Source organism: Micromonospora echinofusca, assembly GCF_900091445.1.
GTDB classification, from domain to species: Bacteria; Actinomycetota; Actinomycetes; order Mycobacteriales; family Micromonosporaceae; genus Micromonospora; species Micromonospora echinofusca.
In genome coordinates, this window is sequence record NZ_LT607733.1 from 195,771 (window position 1) to 220,303 (window position 24,533).

At 72.4% G+C, this 24,533-nt stretch carries 23 protein-coding genes; 19 read left to right on the plus strand and 4 right to left on the minus strand.

Annotated features, from left to right (window positions below; all coding sequences use genetic code 11):
• Nucleotides 1-43: 43 nt before the first annotated feature.
• The 10 genes from GA0070610_RS00950 to GA0070610_RS00995 all read left to right on the plus strand — a co-directional run bounded on the left by GA0070610_RS00950 (nt 44) and on the right by GA0070610_RS00995 (nt 7,653).
• Entirely contained in the window at nt 44-481 is a 438-nt protein-coding gene (locus GA0070610_RS00950) for a DUF6197 family protein (RefSeq protein WP_088998265.1), read from the plus strand.
• Nucleotides 478-777 (plus strand): hypothetical protein, encoded by a 300-nt coding sequence (locus tag GA0070610_RS00955; RefSeq protein WP_088998266.1) that lies wholly within the window; start codon nt 478-480, stop codon nt 775-777. The genes GA0070610_RS00950 and GA0070610_RS00955 overlap by 4 nt, the downstream gene beginning before the upstream one ends.
• Nucleotides 774-1,151: an RRQRL motif-containing zinc-binding protein gene (locus GA0070610_RS00960; protein ID WP_088998267.1), complete on the plus strand. Its 378-nt coding sequence runs from the start codon at nt 774-776 to the stop codon at nt 1,149-1,151. Before GA0070610_RS00955 ends, GA0070610_RS00960 begins: the two co-directional genes overlap by 4 nt.
• Entirely contained in the window at nt 1,151-1,963 is an 813-nt protein-coding gene (locus GA0070610_RS00965) for a DUF2637 domain-containing protein (protein ID WP_088998268.1), read from the plus strand. Before GA0070610_RS00960 ends, GA0070610_RS00965 begins: the two co-directional genes overlap by 1 nt.
• A complete protein-coding gene (locus tag GA0070610_RS00970) occupies nt 1,960-2,229 on the plus strand; it encodes a hypothetical protein (RefSeq protein ID WP_088998269.1) in 270 nt (89 codons plus the stop codon). Before GA0070610_RS00965 ends, GA0070610_RS00970 begins: the two co-directional genes overlap by 4 nt.
• On the plus strand, nt 2,229-4,022 hold the full coding sequence (locus GA0070610_RS00975; protein ID WP_088998270.1) for a replication initiator: 1,794 nt from the start codon (nt 2,229-2,231) through the stop codon (nt 4,020-4,022). Before GA0070610_RS00970 ends, GA0070610_RS00975 begins: the two co-directional genes overlap by 1 nt.
• A 32-nt stretch (nt 4,023-4,054) precedes the next feature.
• Nucleotides 4,055-4,243 carry a helix-turn-helix domain-containing protein gene (locus GA0070610_RS00980; protein ID WP_088998271.1) on the plus strand — a complete coding sequence of 63 codons (189 nt, stop codon included), beginning with the start codon at nt 4,055-4,057 and terminating at the stop codon, nt 4,241-4,243.
• A 1-nt stretch (nt 4,244) separates the two neighbouring features.
• Entirely contained in the window at nt 4,245-5,468 is a 1,224-nt protein-coding gene (locus GA0070610_RS00985; RefSeq protein ID WP_088998272.1) for a tyrosine-type recombinase/integrase, read from the plus strand.
• A gap of 242 nt (nt 5,469-5,710) precedes the next feature.
• Nucleotides 5,711-6,973: a sensor histidine kinase gene (locus GA0070610_RS00990; RefSeq protein ID WP_088998273.1), complete on the plus strand. Its 1,263-nt coding sequence runs from the start codon at nt 5,711-5,713 to the stop codon at nt 6,971-6,973.
• A gap of 35 nt (nt 6,974-7,008) precedes the next feature.
• On the plus strand, nt 7,009-7,653 hold the full coding sequence (locus GA0070610_RS00995) for a LuxR C-terminal-related transcriptional regulator (RefSeq protein ID WP_089003193.1): 645 nt from the start codon (nt 7,009-7,011) through the stop codon (nt 7,651-7,653).
• A gap of 117 nt (nt 7,654-7,770) precedes the next feature.
• Here GA0070610_RS00995 and GA0070610_RS01000 read toward each other — a convergent pair whose 3' ends face one another.
• On the minus strand, nt 7,771-8,550 hold the full coding sequence (locus tag GA0070610_RS01000; protein ID WP_088998274.1) for a transposase family protein: 780 nt from the start codon (nt 8,548-8,550) through the stop codon (nt 7,771-7,773).
• A gap of 101 nt (nt 8,551-8,651) precedes the next feature.
• Between GA0070610_RS01000 and GA0070610_RS01005 the strand changes: the two genes are divergently transcribed.
• Nucleotides 8,652-9,119 carry a hypothetical protein gene (locus GA0070610_RS01005; RefSeq protein ID WP_088998275.1) on the plus strand — a complete coding sequence of 156 codons (468 nt, stop codon included), beginning with the start codon at nt 8,652-8,654 and terminating at the stop codon, nt 9,117-9,119.
• Nucleotides 9,120-9,276: 157 nt separating this feature from the next.
• On the opposite strand, the gene GA0070610_RS01010 is transcribed toward GA0070610_RS01005, so the two are convergent.
• Nucleotides 9,277-11,652: a M28 family peptidase gene (locus GA0070610_RS01010; protein WP_088998276.1), complete on the minus strand. Its 2,376-nt coding sequence runs from the start codon at nt 11,650-11,652 to the stop codon at nt 9,277-9,279.
• 239 nt (nt 11,653-11,891) lie between these two features.
• On the opposite strand from GA0070610_RS01010, the gene GA0070610_RS01015 reads away from it, so the two are divergent.
• From GA0070610_RS01015 to GA0070610_RS01045, 7 genes are all read left to right on the plus strand, one after another.
• Nucleotides 11,892-13,136, plus strand: a complete 1,245-nt coding sequence (locus tag GA0070610_RS01015) for a PP2C family protein-serine/threonine phosphatase (RefSeq protein WP_172896335.1) — start codon at nt 11,892-11,894, stop codon at nt 13,134-13,136.
• A gap of 38 nt (nt 13,137-13,174) precedes the next feature.
• A complete protein-coding gene (locus GA0070610_RS01020; protein ID WP_392567307.1) occupies nt 13,175-15,061 on the plus strand; it encodes a sensor histidine kinase in 1,887 nt (628 codons plus the stop codon).
• On the plus strand, nt 15,058-15,510 hold the full coding sequence (locus tag GA0070610_RS01025) for a response regulator (protein WP_088998277.1): 453 nt from the start codon (nt 15,058-15,060) through the stop codon (nt 15,508-15,510). Before GA0070610_RS01020 ends, GA0070610_RS01025 begins: the two co-directional genes overlap by 4 nt.
• On the plus strand, nt 15,503-16,315 hold the full coding sequence (locus tag GA0070610_RS01030; RefSeq protein ID WP_088998278.1) for an inositol monophosphatase family protein: 813 nt from the start codon (nt 15,503-15,505) through the stop codon (nt 16,313-16,315). Before GA0070610_RS01025 ends, GA0070610_RS01030 begins: the two co-directional genes overlap by 8 nt.
• 192 nt (nt 16,316-16,507) lie before the next feature.
• Complete coding sequence (locus tag GA0070610_RS01035; protein ID WP_088998279.1) at nt 16,508-17,542, plus strand: coiled-coil domain-containing protein; 1,035 nt, start codon at nt 16,508-16,510, stop codon at nt 17,540-17,542.
• 36 nt (nt 17,543-17,578) lie between these two features.
• Entirely contained in the window at nt 17,579-19,132 is a 1,554-nt protein-coding gene (locus GA0070610_RS01040; protein ID WP_088998280.1) for a fused MFS/spermidine synthase, read from the plus strand.
• A 70-nt stretch (nt 19,133-19,202) separates the two neighbouring features.
• The gene (locus GA0070610_RS01045; RefSeq protein WP_088998281.1) at nt 19,203-20,879 is read left to right on the plus strand and encodes a serine/threonine-protein kinase; all 1,677 of its coding nucleotides are present in this window, start codon (nt 19,203-19,205) and stop codon (nt 20,877-20,879) included.
• Between the two features lie 11 nt (nt 20,880-20,890).
• Here GA0070610_RS01045 and GA0070610_RS01050 read toward each other — a convergent pair whose 3' ends face one another.
• Together GA0070610_RS01050 and GA0070610_RS01055 are read right to left on the minus strand one after the other, a co-directional pair.
• The gene (locus GA0070610_RS01050; protein WP_088998282.1) at nt 20,891-21,562 is read right to left on the minus strand and encodes a potassium channel family protein; all 672 of its coding nucleotides are present in this window, start codon (nt 21,560-21,562) and stop codon (nt 20,891-20,893) included.
• A complete protein-coding gene (locus tag GA0070610_RS01055; RefSeq protein ID WP_088998283.1) occupies nt 21,552-22,886 on the minus strand; it encodes a TrkH family potassium uptake protein in 1,335 nt (444 codons plus the stop codon). Before GA0070610_RS01055 ends, GA0070610_RS01050 begins: the two co-directional genes overlap by 11 nt.
• Nucleotides 22,887-23,027: 141 nt before the next feature.
• On the opposite strand from GA0070610_RS01055, the gene GA0070610_RS01060 reads away from it, so the two are divergent.
• On the plus strand, nt 23,028-24,152 hold the full coding sequence (locus tag GA0070610_RS01060; protein WP_088998284.1) for a glycerophosphodiester phosphodiesterase: 1,125 nt from the start codon (nt 23,028-23,030) through the stop codon (nt 24,150-24,152).
• Nucleotides 24,153-24,533 lie beyond the last annotated feature (381 nt).

Below are 24,533 nucleotides of genomic sequence, written 5' to 3' on the forward strand. Positions count from 1 at the left end.
TCCTGCCGACCTCCACCAACGCCCTCGAAAGGACGTGGCTGTCATGAAGGCTACCCAAAAGCCACCCGCCGGAGTCCAGGTCACCCCTGCCGACCTGCTCCGGTGCGCTGCCCTCTATCTGCGCCGGCACGGCTGGACCCAGGGCACCTACTACGCCACCACCGACGCCCTCACCTCGCCGGCCTGTGCCGTCGGGGCTATCGGCATGGCCTGCGCCGGAAAGCCGCTCCTGGACCCGGCCCTCCTCTCGTCCGCCGACGAGGACATCTACCACCAGAGCATCGCCGCACTCGTCGACTACCTCGACGCCTTCGCGCCGCTCTTCCACGTCGATGAAGACGGCCATCTGCTCGACGAGCACACCTCCCCGTTCTCGTGGAACGACGAGCCGGCCCGTACCGCCGAGCAGGTCGTCACCGCCCTTGAGAAGGCCGCTGACGAGTGGGACCGCCTCCACATGCAGGGAGGCGAGAACCGATGAGCACTGTCAAGAAGACCTTGACGCCTCTCCCCCGACAGCAGCGACGCCGGGACGTCGTCGAGAACGACGAATTCGCCGCCTTCACCCGGCGCATCATCCGCGCCCACGGCCGCCGCGTCGCCACCGGCGACGTCGAAGCCCTCCGCGACCTCGTCGCACTCTCGGCCAACCTCGACCAGGCCATCACCGACGCCGTCATCGGGCTACGCGCCTTCGGCTACTCCTGGGCCGAGATCGGCTCCCGGCTCGGCATCTCCCGCCAGGCCGCCCAGCAGCGCTGGGGAGACCGCCCATGACCACCCTCACCGACATCCCCACCGGCCTGGCCCGCCGCTTCTACGACCCGACCGGCACCCGCTACAGGTTCCCCACCTACCCCTACCGATCCGCACCCGCCGGCCTCGCCACCCGCCGACAACTGCGCGCCGCCGGCCTGCGTCCCGCAGGACACGACCCGGTCGCGCAGATCCTCTGGCGGCGCGGCAAGCGCGTCGCCTACCTCTACCGCATCGACCTCGCTGCACCCAAGCGCGTCGCCACCCCCGCCCAACGGGAGGCCATCGCCAAGGCGCTACGTGCCCGGCGTATCTGCCGGGTGTGCGGGCTGGTGCAGACCTATTACATCCCCCGCCGCTACGGCTGCTGCCTCGACTGCCACGGAGGCCACTGATGCCTGCTGACTCAACCTTCACCGAACAGTTCGCCGCCGAGTACGCCCGCAACGCGGTGCCCGCGATGCTCAAGGCAATCGGCTCGATCAAGCGCTACAACCGCTTCGTTCTGCTCGGCGCTCTGCTGACCAGCTACCTGCACCAGGCCCACTACCTGTGGACCCAGAACGCTGGCTACTTCGCCTACCTCGTGCCGCTGATCTTCGACGCCGCGATGGTGTCCATGCTCACCGTCGTCCGCACCGCCGGCATCGCCAAGGATGCCAAGCGCGGGGCCATGGTCGTCTTCGCCGCCGCCGCCCTGCTGTCGGCCACCATCAACTTCGCCTCTCCCGGCAGCCTCGGCCTGCGGCTGGTCTTCGCCTTGGTCGTCGTCCTCGTCATCGGCGTCGAACTCGTCGCCGGACGCATCCGACCCGACTTCGCCGCCATCGAAGCCGAAGCCGCCGCTCTGCTCACCGCCGCTCGCGAACTGGCAGCCAAAAACGAGCCGAGCACCGAACCCACCAAGCCCGCCGACACCTCCGAGGACGTCGGCCAGCTCGTCAACGAGCCGCCCGATGTTGACCTCGATCCGGCCAACGAACCGGCCCCGGCCAGCACGCCGGATATCGAGCCGGAACCCGTCGCCCCGGCCATGAAGCCGGAACCCGTCCCTTCACACCTCCTGCCCATGGCCCGCTTCGCGGCCGTGCAGCACGAACAGTCCACCGGAGCACCTATCACCCCCGCCGAGCTCGCCGACCGGCTCGACGTCGCCCCGGCCGTAGCCGGGCAACTGCTCACCACCCTTGCCGTGAGTGCCCGATGACCATCTACATCGTCGACATCCAGCAGACCGTCCACATTTGCCCCGCCCACCCCGACGGGCACCCGTACGACATCCGACGCACCATCGTCGACGTCATCCCCGGCGGACCCTGCCGGGCACCGGTCATCATCCGCTGCGGCACACAGACCGTCCAGGTCCCCTGCCGCCAGCACGAGCCGGCTAAGCGCCAGTGCGGCGCCTGCCGGGTCATCATCACCGAACGCTCCATCACCACCCGCACCCCCAACCCGGGAGCTGCGGCCTGATGGCCTCGACGATGGACCTCACCCCCCGCGCCTCGGCCCGGGGGGTGGGCTCGAACGCCGACACCATCCCGCCCGTCTACGACTACACCGCCGCCGGAGCCGCCTTCACCCGCGCCACCCAACCCGACTACTTCGGCTGGATCGAACACGTCCGCGCCGCCGCCGGCTGCACCCGCCCCATCCGCCTCGCCGGGCAGCTCCTCACCGTCGATCCCGCCACCGGCCGGGTCCTCGAACAGCGGCACACCGACGGCATGCCCGACGCCGTCATCTACACCCCCTGCGGCAACCGACGCGCCACCGTCTGCCCCGCCTGCGCCCACACCTACCAACGCGACGCCTACCAACTCCTACGCGCCGGCCTCGTCGGCGGCAAAGGCATACCCGACACCGTCACCCGCCACCCTGCCGTTTTCGCCACCTTTACCGCACCGTCCTTCGGGCCGGTCCATGTCCGGGCCGTCCGTCGGCACACCTGCGCCGACCGCAAGCGCTGCGACTGCCGACCCGACCCCTGCCACGCCCGACGCGCCACCGACCCGGCCGCCGGCCGCTGCCCCCACGGCCGCCCCGCCGCCTGCTGGGCCCGCCACGAACCCACAGACGCCGTCCTCGGCCAACCGCTGTGCCTCGACTGCTACGACCACGGCCACCAGGTCGTCTGGAACCTCTACTCCGGCGAACTGTGGCACCGCACCAAGCAAGCCGCGGAACGGCACCTCGCCAAGCTCGCCCGCCGCCGCGGCATCCCCCGCGTCGAGGTCGTCACCGCCTCCGGCAACACGCGCACCGTCCCACCCGTGCGGCTATCCCATGGCAAAGCCGCCGAGTTCCAGGCACGCGGCGCGGTCCACTTCCACGCCCTCGTGCGCCTCGACGGCGTCGACCCCGACGACTCCGCCGCCGTCGTCCCACCGCCGGCCGCGCTCACCGTCGCCGACCTCGTCGACGCGCTCCGGCACGCCGCCGCACAGGTCGCCTTCGCCACCCCCGCCCACCCCGACCGGCCCGACGGCTGGCCCATCGCCTGGGGCGAACAGCTCGACATCCGCCCCATCAGCCTCACTGGCAACGGTGAGGTCACCGACAGCATGGCCGCCGGCTACCTTGCCAAGTACGCCACCAAGAGCACCGAGGTAACCGGGCACCGCTCCGTCAGGCTCACCGCCGACACCATCGGCGAACACTCCGACCCCGACGGCGACCACACCGCCCGCCTCATCGACGCCTGCTGGCGACTCGGCCGACCCACCGGCACCCCGGTCCCCCTGTCCCAACGGCCCCGCTACCCCCGACCCCGGCCCGGCTTCGTCGACCGCTGGCAGTGCCCTGACTGCGGCACCCACACCCGGTACGCCGCCTGCCCCGTCTGCGTAGCCCACCGTCAAGCCGACCTTGACACCGAACCGACGAACTCCACGGCGGCCAACCCGTACGCCCGACTGCGCCGCTGGGCGCACATGCTCGGCTTCGGTGGCCACTTCCTCACCAAGGCCCGGCGCTACTCCGTCACCTTCCAACTCCTGCGCGACGCCCGCCGCGACCACCGGCAGCGCGAGGACCAGGACCACACGCACCCGGCCGCCAGCGGCCAGCTCGTTGACGAGCACGACGACACGACGCTCATCGTCGGCACCCTCACCTTCGCCGGCGTCGGTTGGCACACCACCGGAGACGCCCTCCTCGCCAACACCGCCGCCGCCATGGCCCGCGAACGACAAGCCACCGGCCGCGAAGAACTTGCCCACGAAACCGCATTGGTCCTCGCCGGCAGTCTGCCGGTAGCCGCGTAACGAGACAGAAGATCAGTAAGGAGTGCAAGACCATGGTTAGGCGCACCATCGAACCGCTCTGGACCGTCGAGGAGGTATCGGCCTACCTCGGCGTACCCGTCGCCACGCTGTATCAGTGGCGGCACCGTCGCGTTGGCCCGCTCGCATCCCGCGTCGGTCGGCATCTGCGCTACGACCCGGCTGACGTCCGAGCCTGGCTCATCGAGAGGCAGGCGGCTTGAAATGCCCGTCGATGATCTCTGGTATCTGGGGAAGCGCGGTCCGGACGGCAAACGGCTGCCTTCAAAACGGCACGGTCGCGGGAAGCGCTGGCGGGCCCGATACGTTGACGACACTGGCCAGCCCAAGCAAAAGCTGTTCGAGCGCAGGGCCGACGCGGAACAGTTCGACGTAAACACCCGCGCTGACGTATCCCGGGGCCAGTACGTCGCTCCAGCCGCCGGCAAGGTCACCGTAATGGCCTACGGGGAGCAGTGGCGCAAGCACCAGTTGCACCGTGACGCGACTGCGGCGCGCATCGAGATGACCCTACGCGTACACGTCGAGCCGATCCTTGGTCGGATGCAGCTCGCGCAGGTCCGCCCTTCGCACATCCAAGCGTGGGTGAAGGACCGGGCGACGGTGCTCGCGCCGTCCTCGTTGCGAGTCGTGTACCACGTCCTGGTCGGCATGTTCGACGCGGCGACCCGCGACCGAATGATCGGCCGTAGTCCGTGCGTCGGCATTCGTCTACCCGAGATCGAGCGAGTTGAGCGGTTCATTCCCACGCCGGACCAGGTGCATGCCCTCGCCGATGCGTTCAGCGTGAAGCCGGATCCGGGCAAGCCTAGTCGTGAGCGGTATCAGGCGCTGGTTTATGTGGCAGCGGGTTCCGGCTTGCGTCAGGGCGAAGCGTGGGGCCTTGAGCTGGAGCACGTCGATTTTCCACGCCGAGAGATTCGTATCGTTCAGCAGCTTGTCACCCCGGCGGGTAAGTCGCCACGGCTCGCACCACCGAAGACTGCGACCAGTCGGCGAACTGTGGAGATGGGCCAGGTGGTCGCCGAGGCGCTCGCCCGTCACATCGAGCTCTTCCCGCCGGTCGACGTGGAGATTCTCGATGAGACGAACCCGCGCAAGCCGGTGACTCGACAGGCGAAGTTGCTGTTTACGAGCGGCCGGGGCAACCCGATGCAGCGTACCGGTTGGGCTTACCCGTGGAAGAAAGCCGTGGAAGCCGTCGACGAGGTGCCGGAGGGGTTCGGCTATCACGGGCTGCGCCACTACTTCGCCACGCTGTTGATTCATGGCGGAGCGAGCGTGAAGACGGTTCAGATGGCGCTGGGGCATGCAACGCCGATCATCACCCTGAACACGTACGCGGGGGAGTGGCCGGAGGCAATTGACCGGACGCGGAACCTGGTTGACGCGGCCCTATCCGGCGCTCGGCTGGCGGGATCCCGGTGATGCGCCGAGTTGTGCCCGATCTGTTCCCGCGATCCTGCGGTGGCGGTGCGGCGCAGGTCAACGCGTTAATCTGGTTCCGTTCGTGCGCTTCCGCTGGAAGTAGCTGGAAGAGCCCGGGTGCCGCCTCGGTCGTGGACGGTGCGTCGAGGAACGCCACGAGGAAGCCGACCACCGATCGCCGTGAGTCGGGCTACCGACGGACGTTCACCGATGCTTGCGACCACCCGGCAACATCATGATCCATGGAACTTCTACGGTGGCCGCTGCGCGTCGCGACCGCGACGCTGCTGTGCGGACCGCTGCTGGCGCTGTACTGGATGGATCCCTGGGAGCTGGCCTGTCTCGCCGTCACCGGGGTCCTGCACGTCGAGGTGGGACTGCGGCTGTGGCGGGAACGCCCCGACAACCGTATCGGGCTGCTGCTGGTGGCCTGTGGCCTGGTGTGGCTGCTGGACGCCTGGGGTCGCGTCGCCCTGCCGTCGCTGTTCGCCGCCGGCATGATGCTGAGCATCGTGCACGACCCGATGCACCTGCACGCCGGTCTCGTCGTGTCGTCGGGCCGGCTGCGTGGGCGCTGGGAGCGGCTCGTCGCCGCGGCGGGTTACGCGTACTGGCCGGTGATCGTCGCCGGGGCCATGGTGGCCGGGACGCTGAGCACCGGTCTCCTGCTGGACCTGCGGGCGTTGTCCTATCCGCTGGTCGGCGTGTTCCTCGCCGGGTTGTTCATCGTGCGGTACCGCCGGGCCGACCGCGCCGAACGGCACGTGTACGCCCCGTTCTGGGCCGCGTTGGCCGTCAACGGCCTGTGTACGGCGATGCTGAGCACCGTCACCTACGGCTCCGGGCACTGGCCGACCGCGCTCTACGCCCTCGGTGCGGCGCTGATCCCGGTCGGGGCCGCGCTCAGCATGCACCGCGTCGAGCGCCGCCACCTGCGCCGGGCCCGCGATCGGGAGCGCCGCAGGGTGGAGCGTGACGTGCACGACGGAGTGCAACAGCGGCTGCTCGCCGCCGCCATGATGCTGCGGCAGGACGATCCCGCGCTGGTCGCGCGCGGCGCGTCGGAGGTCGAGCAGGCGATCGCCGATCTGCGCGACCTCGTCCGGGGTATGAACCCGGCGGCCCTGGTGTGCCACGGCCTGTCCGGGGCAGTGGCCGCCATCGCCGAGCGGGCCGCGGTCCCGGTCCTGGTCGACGATCGGGTCAGCCACCTCACGCTGCCCGAACCGGTCGCGGTCGCCGCCTACTTCGTCACCATGGAGGCGGTCACGAACAGTCAGAAGCACGCCCGGGCGGGCCGGGTGTCCGTCACGCTCGCCGCCAGCGGGGGCCGGGTCGAGGTCACCGTCCACGACGACGGGATCGGCGGCGCGCTCGCGGTGCCGGGTGGAGGGCTGCACGGCCTGCGGGAGCGTGTCGAGTCGTGCGGCGGGACCCTGCGGGTGTCGAGCACCCGGGGGCGTGGCACGGCGGTACGCGCCGTCATGCCCCTCGCGGCGTCATGACCCGGGCCTTGACGGTCGCCGCTCGGGACGGTGGTGTGCGGGCGGTTCTGGCCGACGACTCCGTACTGCTGCGCAGCGGCCTCGTACTGTTGCTTGAGCGGCACGGCATCACCGTCGTGGCTGAGGTCGGCGACGGCGAGCAGCTGCTGGCCGCTGTCGCCCAGCACGAGCCGGACATCGCGATCGTCGACATCCGCATGCCGCCCAGTTTCACCGTGGAGGGCGTCCGCGCCGCGCTGGCCGTACGCCGTCGTCACCCGGGTGTCGCCGTGCTGTTGCTGTCCCAGCACCTGGAGCACCGGGAGGCTCTGGCCCTGCTCCAGAAGCCCGGCGGCGGGGTCGGCTATCTGCTCAAGGACAGGATCACCGATGTCGCCGGGTTCCTCCGGGACGTGCGCGACGTCGCGGCGGCAGGCACGGCGATCGACCCGATCGTGGTCGAGCGGCTGTTGCGCCGTCCTCGCGCGTCGGGTGGCGTCGGCATGCTGTCGCCGCGTGAGCGGGAGATCCTGGCCCGGATGGCGGCAGGTCGGGCCAACCGGGGCATCTCCGCTGACCTGCACCTCTCCGAGCGCACCGTGGAGACCCACGTACGCAGCATCTTCGCCAAACTCGGGTTGGCCGACGAGCCGGACACCCACCGGCGGGTGCTCGCGGTGCTGACCTTCTTGGCGGACTGACCGGACTGACCCCTGGCCGACATCAATTACGTGCTCGCACTGAGGCGCCGGGACGTTCGGATTCCTAAGGGACGTCTCGTAACTGGGTGGAGGCGTTGCCCGGCACCGGCCCGGCGTTCAGCCGGCCAGGATGATGTTGTGGAGGTTAGCGATGCCGGACGCGGCGTCGGTCAATGTGTGGGCGGCGCGGCGGTAGTCGCGCAGGATCTTGAAGCACTTCATCCTGGCCAGGGCGTGTTCGACCCCTGCTCGGACGGTGCGGTGTTCGACGTTGAGGGCTTCCTTCCAGTCCGGCAGGTCGCTGCCGTCGGTGGGCTTGCGGTACGGGATGATCACCTCGGGGTTGCCGCGGTAGCCGCCGTCGGCCATCACCGGCCGCCCGTCGAGCTTCTCGGCGATGCCTGAGGTGCGGTAGACGATGGTGTCGTTGCGGTTGCCGGGCTGCGGGTCGCCGACGGCGATGACCAGGCGGGTGCTGGCGTCGATGGCGACCTGCAGGTTGGTGGAGTAGCGGTAGTTCTTGCTCCGGGCGGCCAGGCGGTGATCGCGGGTGGGGACCAGCGTCCCGTCGACGATCGCGATCTGCTCGACCGGCCGCTTACGCACCGGCGCCAGGGCCAGCAGCGGCGCGAGGGTGTCGATGACCCGGTGCGCGGCGGAGTGCGACACCCCGAACAGCGGGCCGATCTGCCGCATCGTCAGGTTCGTACGCCAGTACGCGGCGACCAGCAACACCCGATCCGGCAGGTCGAGGGCCCACTGCCGGCCCGGCCGGCCGTCGGCGATGCCGTCACCGCCGCGCTCGGCGACCAGCCGGACCAGCGAACGGAACTGGGCGGGCTGCAGCCCGGTGAACGGGAAGATCCACTCCGGGCGGGCTGCCGAGATCACCTGCACCCAGGCATCTTGACCGACCATCCTCAACGGACAGACACCGGGGTTACGAGACATCCCTTAGTGTTGATCTCCGTAACGGCAACCATTTGGAGGGGGACGACATGAGGTTCCAGACGGTATCGGCCCGGCTGGCGGTGGCGGCGGCGGTGGCAGGCAGCGCGCTGGTCGGTGTGACGCCGGCACAGGCGGCGGCCACCAGCACCGTCGTCTGCGAGGAGACCAAGCAGGTCGAGGAGGCGTCGTACGACGTCAACTCCGGCTGCTGGTTGCAGTACGGCGACCGGGTCCAGATCAGCGCCTACGGGTCGATCTGGTCCGGGGTGTGGCTCACGGGGCAGAACGGGCCGCAGGGTTGGACGAACATGGCCGGCGACTCGAAGTTCCCGATGACGAACGCCCGCGCCTTCTCGCTGCTGGCCAAGACCAACGGCAACTACCGTTACGCCGGGACCGGCACGACGTTCACCTACTACGGCACCGGCAGCACGCTGTACCTGCGGATCAACGACGACGCGCCGGGCAACGGCAGCGGCGCCTTCACCGCCGACGTCACGGTGACCCGCGGCTGAGCTGAGGCCACGGCGACCCGCTGCTGACAGGTGCGGGGGTGACTCGGCAGACGACCGTTTCCCGAGCCACCCCCGCCGCCTGCCCCAGCGCGGAGCCGCCTGCCCACCCCCGCCGCCTGCCCTGGAGCGGAGGGGCCCTGGAGCGGAGCCGCCTGCCCTAGAGCGGATAGGTGCGGGCCACGGCCAGCATCTCCGAGCTGTGCGAGCCCACGATCCCCACGTCTGGCGGGCGCGGCCGGAAGCCGGGCAGGGCGTCCAGGCCGTCGCTGGCGTCCATCGCGCGCAGCGCCACCTGCCCCGCCTTCGGCGTGACGGTCAGCGTCACCTCGATGCCCTCCGGCGGTGGGGCGTGGAAGACCAGGCCGAAGCCCCAGCGCCCCTCCCGGGCCTCCACCGGCACCGCGCGGCCGGCCACCTCCGCCCGCAGCACCGTCGCCGTGGCCGCGTCCACGTGCAGGGCGGTGAGGCGGACCTGGCGCTGGGGGACCAGCCGCAGGCGAAGGGTGCGCTCGGCGCCGGCCGTGGTGTCGGCGAGCACCTCCAGCTTCGGGGCGGGCAGGTTCGCCGCCTGCGCCGGGCCGGCGCGCAGTTCCGCGTCGCCCAGGCCGGGGAAGTCGGCGACCTCGGTCACCCCGTCGACGTAGCCGGCGGTCCAGGGCTGGGGATCCTCCTCGTGGCTGAGCCAGCGGGCCTGCCCGGTGCCGGCGTCGAGGGCGTACATCAGGTGGGTGGGCGCGGGGTGGGCGGCGTCGAAGCGGTCGACGGCGAGCCCGACCCCGGCGAACACCGCCGTGGCCAGCGCGGCGGCCCCGGCCGGCAGCGCGCCCAGCCGGCGCGCGCGCAGGGCGGCCATCGCCCGCTGCCCGCCGGCCTGCGGGTGCAGCAGGTCGACCACCGGCAGCGCGGCCAGGCCGAGCAGCATCGCCACCAGCGCCGCCACCCCGCCCATCGCCATGCCGAGCGCCGGGAAGAGCAGGACGACGGTGGGCAGCAGGACCACCACGGCCACCGCCGCGGCCAGGGTCGCCGCGACCACCGGCCACGGGCCGTCGATCCGCACGCTCAGCGCGACCAGCCCGGCCAGCGCGCCGGCCAGGGCCGGCAGGGTGACGAGGTACGCCCCGCCGGGCACCAGCACGGCGAGCAGCACCCCGAGCACGGCCAGCCAGCCCAGCCCGCCGATGGCGAGCGCGGCCGGGCCGACCCGGCGGCGGGTGAGCGCGTACCAGGTGAACAGGACGGCGGCGGCGAGCGCCACCACGGCCAGCCGGTACCAGGTGGGCCGGTACGGGTCGAGCAGCTCGGCGTAGCCGGGTCGTAGCGCGGTGACCGCCGCCCAGAGCAGCTGCGCGCCGAGCGGGGCGAGTACGAGCGGCAGCAGCGCCAGCCCGAACCCGGCGGCGAGCCGGCCCCCGGTGGCGCGACCCCGCCGCAGGGCGAGCCAGCCGAGGGCCGCCACGGCGGCGAGCGCCAGCAGCGCCAGGGGCAGCACCAACCAGCCGGGGTAGCGGACCAGTCCGCCCGGGACGGGGAAGTAGGTGGCGTCGTGCCCGGCGTCCAGCGCGGTCAGGTCGACCCGGCCGAACTCGCGGGCGAGGCCGAGGGCGTTGTCGCCGTGGTGCTGGAGGCTGGCCCGGTCCATGGCGGCGGGGGTGTCCAGCGGGGTGTGGTAGATCGCCCCGCCGTCGATGTACGCCGAGTTCAGCCCGACGAAGTCGTTGTCGAGGAACGCGGTGAAGTCGGTGTCGTTGGGCAGCGCGCGGTAGATCTCCACGGCGAACGAGGTGCCCACGGGGTGCGGCGCGGCCCGGCCGAAGGCGTCCACCAGGGCGGCGTTGTCCCGCGACGTCTCGAACATGATCACGGGGCCGGTGGAGCCGCGCGCCTCCAGGTTGAGCACCACGCCGCCGTCGGCGGCCAGCGGGTGGCTGGACGCGAACGCCGCCGCCCCGCAGAGGCACGCCTCCTCGGCGTCGGTGAGCACGAAGACGATGTCGTTGCGCGGCCGGGGGCCGGCGGCCAGCGCGCGGGCCACCTCCAGGATGGTCGAGGTGCCGGCGGCGTCGTCGTTGCCGCCCGGGCCGGACTGCACCGAGTCGTAGTGCGAGACGAGGAAGACCTTCCCGGTGGGGTCGGTGCCGGGCAGCCGGGCCACCACGTTGCGTACCCGGGCCAGCGTGGCCCCGCCGGCCGCCCCGCTGAGCTGGCCGGCCTCGGGCGCGACGGTGTCCTGCACCTCGGTCTCCAGGCCGAGGCCGCGCAGCACCCCCTCGACGTGCGCGCGGACCTGGTCGTTCGCCGGGCTGCCCGCCACGTGCGTGCGGGCGGCGACGACCTCGACGTGCTCGTACGCCCGGGTGGCGCTGAACTCGCCCGGCGGCGCGTCGGCCGGGCGCGGCGCGGGGGTGCGCAGGTCGAGCAGGGTGCCGGCGCCCACGGCGGCGAGCGCGGCGAGCGCCGCCACGGCGGCGGCCAGCCGACGACGGGGCCGGGCCAGCGCGCGGTCGGCGGGGCGGATGGGGGGTGCGCCCACGGGGTCTCCTCGGGAGGGGTCTCAGGTGGGCACCATCCTGCACCCCGGCGGCCGTCGGCGGGACTCCCGGTGTGGACCAGAGGCTCGCCCGTCCGTTTCGCCCCCCGCCGCGCAGTGATCCGACCCATCCCCGCGCATGCGGAGCCCGTCGTGTTGTGTGCGAACGTTGTCTAATACAGGATCAGCAGGGCACTCGGAAGGAGCCCGACATCACCAGCGATCTCCCGCGTCTCGCGGCGGTGACCCGGCCGTACCGGGGGACCGGCCTGGCCGGTTCCTCCGTCGCGCCGTACCCGCACGGCGGGATGGGACGGCATCCCAACCTGCCTCCCGGCGAGCGGCTGCGGGTGCTGCTGGTCGAGGACGACGAGGGCGACGCCTTCCTGGTCGGTGAGCTGCTCGCCGAGACCAATTCGATGATCGACCTGCTCGTGGCGACCAGCCTCAGCGAGGCCCGGCAGCGCGTGATGGGCGTCGACTGCGTCCTGCTCGACCTGGGCCTGCCCGACGCGCAGGGCCTCGACGGGCTGCGTCAGGTGCTGGAGATGGCCAGCGGCGCCGCGGTCTGCGTGCTGACCGGCCGCTCCGACGAGCACCTCGGCATCGTCGCGGTCGCCGAGGGTGCCCAGGACTACCTGGTCAAGGGCCAGGTCGACGGGGTGCTGCTGACCCGGGCGCTGCGGTACGCGGTGGAGCGCAAGCGCGCCGACGAGAACGCCCGGCGGCTGCGCGAGGTCGAGCTGCGCCAGGCCGAGTCCGCCCGCCTCGAACGGGGCCTGCTGCCCCAGCCGCTGATGACCACCGACGTGGTCGCGGTGCACACCTTCTACCGGCCCGGCCGGCACGCCGCCCTGATCGGCGGCGACTTCTACGACGTGGTGCAGACCCGGCCCGACCGGCTCGACCTGATCGTCGGCGACGTCTGCGGGCACGGCGTGGACGAGGCGGCCCTGGGCGTCGAGCTGCGGGTCGCCTGGCGGGCGCTGATCCTCGCGGGCGTGCCCGACGACGAGGTGCTTCCGGCGCTGGAGCAGGTGCTGATGAGCGAGCGCCGGCTCCAGGAGATCTTCGCGACCGTCGCCACCGTGCGGTTGGACCTCGACGCCAACCGGGCCACCGTCCGACTGGCCGGGCATCCGCCGCCGCTGCTGCTCGCCGGGGGCAAGGTGGTGCCGGTTCCGGCGCGCGGCGGTCTGCTGCTCGGCGTACGACCCCGCCGGCCCGTGGCCTACGACCTGGAGTTCGACACCGATGACTGGTCCCTGTTGATGTACACCGACGGCCTGATCGAGGGCCGGACCGGCGAGGGCGACGAGCGCCTCGACGTGCCCGGCCTCAGCGGCCTGCTCGCCGACCCGGCGACCCTCGCCGTGCCGCTGGCCGAGCTGCCGGCCTGGCTGGTCGGGCGGGCCGAGCAGCTCAACGGCGGCCCGTTCGCCGACGACGTCGCCATGCTGCTGGTCAGCCGGGGCGGTGGCCGGTGACGGGCGTCCGCGAGTGGACCCTGCGTCAGCGGGTCGTCATGCTGCTCACCGTCGTCGCCGTCCTCCTCATCGGGCTGGCGGGCGGCGCGGTGGCGGTGGCGACGAAGAACCGTATGCACATCGACGCGATCCTCAACAAGACCGGGCCGCTGCGGGTGCAGGCGCAGGAGGTGCAGAACGCGCTGCTGGACCAGGAGACCGCTATGCGCGGCTACGCGGTCAGCGGCAACCCGGCCGACCTGACGCCGTACGACGCCGGGCGCAAGCGGGAGCAGGACCTGGTCGTCTCGATGGAGCGGCTGCTCGGCGACTACCCGGAGATCCGGCAGGAGCTCCTGAAGGTGGAGCAGCGGGCCGAGGAGTGGCGCCAGGCGGTGGCGGTGCCGGTGGTCACCGCGACGCAGCAGAGCGGCACCAGCGCGGGGCAGGCGTTGATCACCGACCAGGCCCGGGAGCAGTTCGACGCGGTCCGCAGCGCGCTGGACGACCTCCAGCTCGAGATCTTCGAGGCCCGGCAGCGGAGCGCCGAGGACGTCCGGCGGACCAGCAACCTGCTGGTCGTCCTGCTGATCATCGCGGTCGCGGTGGTGATCATCGCCGGCAGCATGCTGCTGGTCTCCCTGGACAAGATGGTGATCCGCCCGCTGACCGGCCTCGCCGACCAGGTCCGCGAGGTGGCCGAGGGCGACTACCAGCACGGCATCGCCGGCACCGGCCCACCCGAGTTCCTCCGGCTCGGCGAGGACGTCGACGCGATGCGGCGCAAGATCGCCAAGGACCTGGCCGAGGTACGGGAGGCCCGCGAGCGCATCGAGTGGGTCAACAGCCAGCTCCAGAAGCAGGCCGAGGAACTCACCCGCTCCAACCGTGACCTGGAGCAGTTCGCGTACGTGGCCTCGCACGACCTCCAGGAGCCGCTGCGCAAGGTGGCCAGCTTCTGCCAGCTCCTCCAGCGCCGCTACGCGGGGCAGTTGGACGAGCGGGCCGACCAGTACATCGCGTTCGCGGTCGACGGCGCGCAGCGGATGCAGCGCCTGATCAACGACCTGCTCGCCTTCTCCCGGATCGGTCGGCTCACCACGGGCTTCACCGAGGTCGACCTGAACAAGGTCATGGGCGACGTGGCCGGTCAGACCGAGGCGGCCCGGCAGTACGCCGACGCGGAGCTGACCTGGGGCGAGCTGCCGGTCATCCGCGGCGAGGAGCCGTTGCTGACCAACCTGCTGGCCAACCTGGTCAGCAACTCGGTGAAGTTCCGCCGCCCCGACGTGCCCCCGAAGGTGCACGTCTCGGCCCGCCTCGTGGGCGACGAGTGGGAGATCAGCTGCCAGGACAACGGCATCGGGATCGAGCCGGAGTTCGCCGACAAGATCTTCGTCATCTTCCAGCGGCTGCACGCCAAGGACGCGTACCCGGGCACCGGGATCGGGCTGGCGATCGTCAAGAAGATCGTGGAATACCACGGCGGCCGGGTCTGGGTGGACACCGGCACCGAGGAGGGCACGGCGATCCGCTTCACCCTCCCGGCGCTGCCCGAGGACGTCGAGGCGGCGGCCGCCGCGGCCGCCGCGGCCGCCGCGGCGGACGCGGCACCGACCGACGCGGCACCGACCGACGCGGCACCGACCGACGCGGCACCGACCGACGCGGCACCGACCGACGCGGCACCGACCGACGCGGCACCGACCGACGCGGCACCGACCGACGCGGCACCGACCGACGCGGCACCGACCGACGCGGCACCGACCGACGCGGCACCGACCGACGAGCCCGCGACCGGGGACGTCGACGAGCCCGGCGCCGAGGCCGGTGCGGGCACCCCGGCGCAGGCCGACCGACGCGCCGACGAGACGGAGACCACGGACGGGCCCGACCGGGCACCGGAAGGCGGTAGAACGGGTGACATGAGGGAGACGGTGGGATGACCGCGCCGGCGGACGGCAAGAGCCCGATCGAGGTCCTGCTGGTGGAGGACGATCCGGGTGACGTGTTGATGACCCAGGAGGCGTTCGAGGAGCACAAGCTCCGCAACCGGCTGACCGTCGTCTCCGACGGCGCCGAGGCGCTCGCCTACCTGCGGCGGGAGGGCCGGTACGCCGACGTCGTGCAGCCGGACCTGATCCTGCTCGACCTGAACCTGCCCCGCCGCGACGGGCGGGAGGTGCTGGAGGAGATCAAGTCCGACGAGCAGCTCTGCCGGATCCCGGTGGTGGTGCTGACGACCTCCCAGGCCGACGAGGACATCCTGCGCAGCTACCAGCTGCACGCCAACGCGTACGTGACGAAGCCGGTGGACTTCGAGCGCTTCATCTCGGTGGTCCGGCAGATCGACGAGTTCTTCGTCAGCGTGGTGAAGCTGCCGCCGCGTGGCTGACACCCTGCTCGACGACGTTGGTGGTCTGCTGCGCGAGACCGCCGACCAGGTCGTGCTTCCCCTGTTCCGCAAGCTCGACGCCGCCGACGTCAGCGAGAAGGCGCCGGGCGACCTCGTCACCGTCGCCGACCGCCGCGCCGAGGAGATGATCACGGCGGCCCTGCGCCGGCTGCGCCCCGGCTCGGTGGTGGTGGGCGAGGAGGCGGTCGCCGACGACCCGGCCCTGCTGGAGCACCTGCGTGGCTCCGGCGAGGTGTGGCTCGTCGACCCGGTCGACGGCACCTCGAACTTCGCGGCCGGCCGGCAGCCGTTTGCGCTGATGGTGGCGCTGCTGACCGACGGGGATCCCGTCGCCGCCTGGGTGCTCGACCCGCTCGCCGGGACGCTGGCCGTCGCGCGCGCCGGCGAGGGGACCCGGCTCGACGGCCGGCCGGTGCGGACCGGCGACCGCGCGCCCGCGCTCGACGCGGTGCGCGGCGCCGCGATGTCGCACGCCCTGCCGGCCGCGCCGCGCGCGCTGGTCGAGGCGGGCGGCGCACGGCTGGGTGAACTGCTGCCCGGCCTGCACTGCGCCGGCCGGGAATACCTGGACGTGCTGACCGGGGACCAGGACTTCGTGCTCTTCTGGAGCACCCTGCCGTGGGACCACGCCCCGGGCTCCCTGCTGGTGCGGGCGGCCGGCGGGGTCGCGCGGCGCTTCGACGGCACCGACTACCGCCCGGGCGACGACGGCCACGGCCTCCTGGTGGCCGCGAGCGAGCACATCTGGGCGGAGGTACGCGAGGCGCTGCTCGGCGGTGCGTGACGTCGACGCGACACCGCGTCGACGTTCGATGCTCCGGGCGTTCGTGGGCCTGGTCGGGACGGCTCCGTCCGGTATCCTGACCGCCGGTCTCCGCCAGCAGGCCGCCGTCCGGCGCCCGGCGGGGGCCGCCGCCGCGCCACGCCGTCGTCCGGGGCCGGCGGCCGACGGAAGGATGCTTTCGTGCGCAGGACCATGCCCGCCGGGCCCGACGGCCGCCGCCCGCTGACCGCCGTGCGGCGTGCCCGCCGCCCGCTGGCCGCGCTGCTCGTCGCCGTGGCGCTGCTCCTCGGCGTCGGTGCCGTGCCGGCGTACGCGGAGCCCAACGAGGGCGGCACCAAGAAGCTGCGGGACGCCCTGGAGGCGACCGCCAAGGCGCACATCGAGGCCAAGGGGCGGCTGGACAACTCCAAGGCCCGGCAGAAGCGGCTGGTGGGGCAGCTGGGCGCCCTGGAGGTACGCCTGGTCGAGCTGACCGCGCAGGTCGGCGAGGTGGCCGCCCAGTCCTACCGGCTGGGCCGGCTGACGCCCACGTCGATGCTGCTCAACAGCACCTCGCCGGAGACGTTCCTGGAGCGGGCGGCCAGCCTCGACCTGATGGCGCAGCGCGACGGCAGGCGGCTGCGCAGCCTGACCGAGGCGCGCGAGCAGGCGCGGCAGGCCAAGATCGCCATCGACACCGAGGTCCGGGAGCAGCAGAAGCAGCTCGCGGTGATGGCGAAGAAGAAGAAGGAGGCCGAGGCGGCGCTCGCGGCGGTCAGCTCGGGCGGCAGCGGCGGCTTCAGCGGCGGCAACTCCGCCTCGGCGAAGCCGGCCCCCCGCAACTCGGACGGCTCGTGGCCGTCGGAGTCCTGCTCGGTGAACGACCCCACCACCTCCGGCTGCATCACCCCCCGCACGCTCAACGCCCTCAAGCAGACCCAGGCCGCCGGCTACAAGCGGCACGTCTCCTGCTACCGCAGCGGCGGTTCCGGCGAGCACCCCAAGGGCCGCGCCTGCGACTTCTCGGCCGCCACCAACGGGTTCGAGGACAGGACCGCCACCGGCGGGGACAAGGCGTACGGGGACAGCCTGGCCGCCTGGCACGTGCGCAACGCGAGCCGGCTCGGCGTGCTCTACGTGATCTGGTACCGGCAGATCTGGCACCCCGGCACCGGCTGGCGGGCGTACGGCGGCAGCGGCAGCCCCGCCGCCGACCACACGAACCATGTTCATCTCTCGATGTACTGACCCGGTGGCCCAGTTTTCCTGCGTACCATCGCGCGGGTGAGCTCCGCATCCTCCGACGTCACGGTCCCGCCCGCCACACCGGCGGCCTCGACCGCCCGGGCCCTGCCCAACGGCCTCGCCGCGTTCCTGGTCTTCTTCTCCAGCGGCGCCGTCCTGGTGCTGGAGACCGTCGCGCTGCGGCTGGTCGGGCCGTACGTCGGGGTGACCCTCCAGGTGACCAGCTCGGTCATCGGCATCGCCCTGGCTGCCATCGCCTACGGCGCGTGGACGGGCGGCTGGCTGGCCGACCGGCGCAACCCGAGGGCCCTGCTGGCGCCGGCGCTGGTGCTGGCCGGCATCGCCACGGCGGTCACCCTGCCCGTCGTCCGGTACGCCGGTGAGGTGCTGCGCGGTGGGGCGGCCTCGGCCATCCTGCTGCTCGTCGCGCTCGCCGTCTTCGTGCCGGCGGCCCTGCTCGCCGCCGTCACCCCGCTGGTGGTCAAGCTCCAGCTCGCCGACCTGCGGCGCACCGGCCAGGTGGTGGGCCGGCTCTCCGGCATCGGCACGCTGGGCGGGATCACGGCCACCCTGGGCACCGGGTTCGTGCTGGTCGCCGCGCTGCCCAGCACGGTCATCCTGTTCGCCCTGGCGGCCTCGCTCGGGCTCACCGGGTTCGGCCTCGGGTTGTGGCTGCGCCGCCAGGACCGCGCGGAGCTGCCCGGCCCCGCCCGCGCCAAGGCCGCCCTGGCGGTGCTCGGTCTCGTCGGCGCCGGGCTGACCACGGTCGCCCCGAACCCGTGCGACATCGAGACCGCCTACCACTGCGCCAGCGTGGAGTCCGATCCCGGCCGGGACTCCGGCCGCACCCTGCTGCTCAACTCGGCGCAGCACTCGTACGTGGACCTCGCCGACCCGACCCACCTGGAGTACGCGTACACGCGGTGGATCGGGGCGGTGGCGGACGTGGTCGCCCCGAAGGGGCAGCGGCTCGACGCGCTGCACCTGGGCGGGGGCGGGTTCACCGTGCCCCGCTACCTGACCGCCACCCGTCCGGGCACCGACAACGTCGTGTTCGAGATCGACGGCGGGCTGGTGGAGCTGGGCGAGCGGCAGCTCGGCGTACGCCAGGGGCCGGACCTGCGGGCGGTCGTGGGTGACGCCCGGCTGCTGGTCGCCGCCGAGGCCACCGACAGCCGCGACCTCGTGGTCGGCGACGCGTTCGGGCACCTCGTGGTGCCCTGGCACCTCGCCACCCGGGAGATGGCCGCCGAGGTCCGCCGGGTGACCCGCCCCGGCGGCGTCTACGTGCAGAACGTCATCGACTACCCGCCGCTGCGCTTCATCCGCAGCGAGCTGGCCACGGTCGCCGCCGAGTTCCGGCACGTCGCGTTGATCGCCCCGGCGGCGGCGCTCGCCGGGCGGGAGGGCTCGAACTTCCTGATCGTCGCCTCCGACGCCCCGCTGCCGCTGGAGGCGGTCCGCGCCCGGCTGGCCGAGCTGCGGGAGGACGCCAGCCTGCTGGCGGGCGCGGACCTCACCGCGTTCGTCGGTGAGGCGCTGGTGCTGACCGACGACTACGCGCCGGTGGACCAGCTCCTCGCCACCGCCTGAACGGGTGAATCGCTGACCGATTCCGACCCTTGAGGTGTAGCCGGGTCGGTCCGGGGCAACAACGACCTTCATGGGTGGAGCGAACCGGGACGGCGCACAACTGCTGGGTGAGCGGTACCGGCTGATCGAGCAGCTGGGGGCGGGCGGCATGTCCGTGGTCTGGCGCGGCTACGACGAGGTGCTCGGCCGGCAGGTGGCGGTCAAGGTGCTCGCGTCGCGGCTGGCCAGCGACCGCGCGTTCCGGCACCGCATCCGGATCGAGGCGCAGGCGGCGGCCCGGCTGTGCCACCCCAACATCACCAACGTCTACGACTACGGCGAGTCCGAGCAGGTCGGCCTGACCGTGCCGTACGTCGTCATGGAGCTGGTCGACGGCGAGTCGCTGACCGGCCGGTTGCGTCGGGGCAGCCTGCCCTGGCGGGAGGCGGTGACGATCGGCGCGGAGGTCACCTCGGCGCTGGCCACCGCGCACGCCCGCGGCGTGGTGCACCGCGACGTCACCCCCGGCAACGTCATGCTGACCGCCACCGGCGTGAAGGTGGTCGACTTCGGCATCTCCGCGCTGGTGGGCGAGAAGGAGAAGGGGCCGGACGGCGCCCTGCTCGGCACGCCCGCGTACCTCGCCCCGGAGCGCCTCGACAACGGTCAGGTCTCCCCGGCCACCGACGTGTACGCGGTCGGTCTGCTGCTCTACCGGATGCTCACCGGCCGGCTGCCCTGGCAGGCGAGCACCACCACCCAGATGCTGCGCGCGCACATGTACAACGACCCGGAACCGATGCCGCCCGTGGCGGGGCTCCCCGACGAGGTGCGCGACCTGGTGGGTCGCTGCCTGGCCAAGCGACCCACGGACCGGCCCGCCACCACCGAGGTCGCGCGGACGCTCGCCGAGGCCGCCGGCATGGTGGCCGCGGTGCCGGTCTCCCCGGCGGCGGGGCCCGTGGACGAGGCCGCGCTGGCCGCCGCCGGCACCACGATCCTGCCCTGGTCCGCCGCGACCGACGCGCTGCCGTTCTCCCGTACGCGCAACCGGCGCGCGGCGACCCGACGCCGGCGGATCGAGGCGGGGGTGGCCGCCGCCGGCCTGGTGGCGGTGACGGCGGGGCTGTGGGGTTTCACCTCCCGCAGCCCGGCCAGCGGGGGCATCGACCAGCCCACCCAGGCGCGGATGGGCGCGCAGGCGCCGACGACCCCGCCCTGCCGGGTCGTGTACGCGCTGCGTACGGACTCCGGCAAGGACTTCGCCGCCGAGCTGACCCTGACCAACACGGGCGCGCGGGAGCTGCGGGACTGGCGGCTGAGCTTCACCTTCCCCGGCCAGCAGACGGTGACGAAGGCGACGCCCGCCCCCGTACGCCAGCAGGGGAGCACGGTGGTCGTGCAGCCCGCCCCGCAGCGCGCCGCGCTGGCCCCCGGCGCGTCGGAGAAGCTCACCCTGACCGGGCGGCACACGGGCCTCAACCCGCTGCCGCTGGAGTTCCGCCTCGGCGACGAGGCCTGCGGGGCGCAGGTCTCCGGGGTGGCCGGCGCGGCGCCCGCCGTCGCACCCACGAAGGCCCCCACCACGAAGGCACCGACGAAGAAGGCCGGCACGTCCGCCGGAAGTTCGGGCGGCAGCTCCGCCGGGTCGAAGGCCAAGTCCGGCAACTCCGGCAAGGGCAAGGGGTCGGGTGGTGGAAAAAAAGTAAGCCAGGAAACGGAAAGGGAAAGGGACACGGAAAGGGACGATGACGACGACGATGACTGAGCCCGCCGGGGTCAGCTGAGTTCCGCGAACCGTTGCACCTGCCCGATGTCCCCCTCGACGATCAGCATGCTGCCGGGGGCGACCACGGTGGCGTCCGTGGCGTACCGAAAACGTTCACCGGGCAGCTTCACGCCCACCACCCGCACCCCGTAGCGCTCGGTGGGGGTCAGCTCCCCGAGCGGTCGGCCGATCATCGTCTCCGGGGTGCACACCTTGGCGATGGCGAAGTCGTCGCCGAACTCGATGAAGTCGAGCATCCGGCTGACGATCAGGTGGGCCACCCGTTCGCCGGTCTCCGCCTCGGGGAAGACCACGTGGTGCGCGCCGACCGAGTCCAGGATCTTGGCGTGCTTCGTCGAGGTGGCCCGCGCCCAGATCTGTGGTACGCCCAGGTCGGCCAGCGCCAGCACGGTCAGCACGCTGGCCTCCACCGAGGCACCGATGGCGACCACCGCCCGGCCGAAGTCCGCCACGCCGAGCTGGCGCAGCGCCCCCTCCTCGGTGGCGTCGGCCTGCACGACGCGGTCGAGCTGCGCAGACCACCGCTGCACCTGGTCCGGGTTGCGGTCGATGGCCAGCACCTCGTGGTTCAGCGCGGTCAACGCGCCGGAGAGGTGGCACCCGAACCGGCCCAGTCCGACCACCACCACGCTGCCCTCGTCCGTCTTCCGCCTAGCCGACAATGGGTTGCTCCTCCGGGTAGCGGTACAGCCGTCGCCGGGTGTTCAGGGCGATCGCCGACCCGAGGGTCAGCGGCCCGATCCGGCCGACGAACATGAGAATGATCAGGGCGATCTGGCCGTTCTCCGGCAGCGACGCGGCGACCCCGACGCTGAGGCCGGTGGTGGTGAGCGCCGAGGTCACCTCGAACAGCGCGGCGTAGAGGGGGACCCCCTCGGTGAGGAAGATCAGCACCACCGTGCCGCAGGCCACCAACGCGAGGCTGAGCAGCGCGACCGTGATGGCCTGCCGCTGGCTGGCGGTGGCCACCCGGCGGTGCCCGACCGTCACGTCCGGCTCCCCCCGCAGCTCGGCCCACATGACGAAGGCGAGCAGGAAGAAGGTGGTCACCTTGATCCCGCCGGCCGTGCTGGCGCTGCCGCCGCCGATGAACATCAGCGCGATGATCAGGGGATAGCTCTCCTCCTCCAGGCTGTCCACGTCGACGACGTTGAAGCCCCCGGTGCGGATGAACGCGTTCTGGGCGAACGTCACCAGGAACCTGTCCGACCAGGTGTAGATGCCGAGGGTGCGCGGGTTGGACCACTCGATGGCCAGCAGGCCGAGGAAGCCCACCACCAACAGCGTCACGCTGCCCCAGACGGTCAGCTTGGTGGCGACCGCCCAGCGGGTCGGCTGCCGCCACTCGCGTACGGCCTCGAACAGCGCCGGGAAGCCGAGCCCGCCGACGATGGTGCCGATCGAGAGCGGCACCGTGACCCAGGCGTCGGTCGAGAAGGCGACCAGGCTGTCGGTGTAGAGGGCGAAACCGCCGTTGTTGAAGGCCTGCACTGCGTGGAAGAGGCTGCCCCAGAGGGCCCGGCCGAACGGGTAGTCGTAGGTGAGCCACAGGCGGGCGGTCAGGATCGCGGTGATGATCGCCTCGCAGACCAACGCGAGGCCGGCGATGCGCAACAGCAGCCGGCGTACGTCGCCGATGCCGAACTCGGCCGTCTCGGCCTGCACCAGCAGCCGGCTGCGCAGCCCCAGCCGCCGGGCCACCACGAGGATCACGAGGGTCGCCCCGGTCACGATGCCGAGGCCGCCGACCTGGGTGAGGACGGTGATCATCGCGAGGCCGAACTCGTTCCAGTAGTTCGGGGTGTCCACGACCGCCATCCCGGTGACCGAGACCGCCGACGTGGCGGTGAACAGGGCGGTCACGAAGGGGGTGTGCCGGTACTCGCTGGTGGCCCAGGGCAGCATCAGCAGACCGGTGCCGACCAGGATCGTCACCAGGAAGCCGAACGGCACCAGCCGTACGGGATGACGAAGAAGCCGGCGCACCAGACAATCTTCCTTTTCCGTCGCGAGTCGGGTGTGGAAACCGGCATCCCGAGGGTTCACCCGCCGGCCAGGCACCGACCAACTCGCCGTCAACCCGGGCCTGTCTGCTGGGGCGGATTCCTCGACGACAAGGAGACGGCGTTGCGACGTACCCTTTCCGCCCTCGGCCTGGCCGGCGCCCTGCTCGCGGCGGCCGTGGCCGTGCCGGCGCTGACGGCCTCGGCCGCCCCGGCACCCACCGCCGAGCGCGCCCGGCCGACGGACCGGCCCCTCGTGATCGGTCACCGGGGCGCCAGCGGCTACCGGCCCGAGCACACCCTGGAGGCCTACCGGTTGGCCATCCGGCAGGGCGCGGACTACATCGAGCCGGACCTGGTCGCCACCCGCGACGGCGCGCTGGTCGCGCGGCACGAGAACGAGATCAGCGGTACGACCGACGTGGCCGCCCGCCCCGAGTTCGCCGCGCGGCGGGCCACGAAGACCATCGACGGCGTCGCGGTCACCGGCTGGTTCACCGAGGACTTCACCCTCGCGGAGCTGCGCACCCTGCGGGCCAAGGAGCGACTGCCCAAGGTGCGCGTCGCCAACACCGCCTTCGACGGCCGCTTCGAGGTGCCCACCCTCCAGGAGGTCATCGACCTGGCCCGGAGCGAGGGGCGGGCGCGGGGCCGGACGATCGGCGTCTACCCGGAGACCAAGCACCCGAGCTACTTCGCGTCCATCGGGCTGCCGCTGGAGGAGCCGCTGGTGGAGGTGTTGCGGCGCAACGGGCTGACCCGCCGCAACTCCCCGGTGATCATCCAGTCGTTCGAGACGGCGAACCTCCGCAAGCTGGACCGGATGACCGACGTCCGGCTCGCGCAGCTCCTCGACGCCACCGGCCGCCCGTACGACTTCACCGTCGCCGGCGACGCCCGCACCTACCAGGACCTGGCGAAGCCGGCCGGCCTGAAGTGGATCGCCTCGTACGCCGACGGCGTCGGCGCGAACAAGAACCTGATCGTGCCGCGGGACGCCGCCGGCAGGCTGCTCGCCCCGACCACCCTGGTGCGGGACGCGCACCGCGAGCGGCTCATCGTGCACGCCTGGACGTTCCGGGCCGAGAACCAGTTCCTCCCGGCCGACCTGCGCATCGGTACCGACCCGAACGCCCGCGGCGACATCCAGGCCGAGTACGAGCTGTTCCTCTCCCTCGGCCTCGACGGCGTCTTCACCGACCACCCGGACACCGCCGTCGCCGCCCGCGAGGGCCTCGCCCGGCGCTGACCGGAACCGCCGACGCCCGCCGGCCCCGCCACATGGCCCGCCACCACCCGCCTTGCTGGCGTCCGGCCTGCCGGCAATCAGCCTTCCCACCAGCCGGACCCTGCTGCGCGGTGTCGCGGTCCACGGCTCCTCCGGCAGCCTGGTCCGCGCTGTCGAGCTGATGTCGCAGACGATTCAGGTGCACCGGGGTGCTGCCCGCGCCGCTGTCGAGCTGCCCCACGGTTGAGGGCAAGCCCGCGCAGGCCGTGGTTCTCCACCGACCGATGATCCATTCGCGGTATCAGGCGGCGTGTACCGAGATCTTGGTACGGAACTGCCCCTCAAGGGGCGCTAACGCACCAAGATCTCGCAGGAACAGGCGCGGGCGGCCCGAGGGCGGGG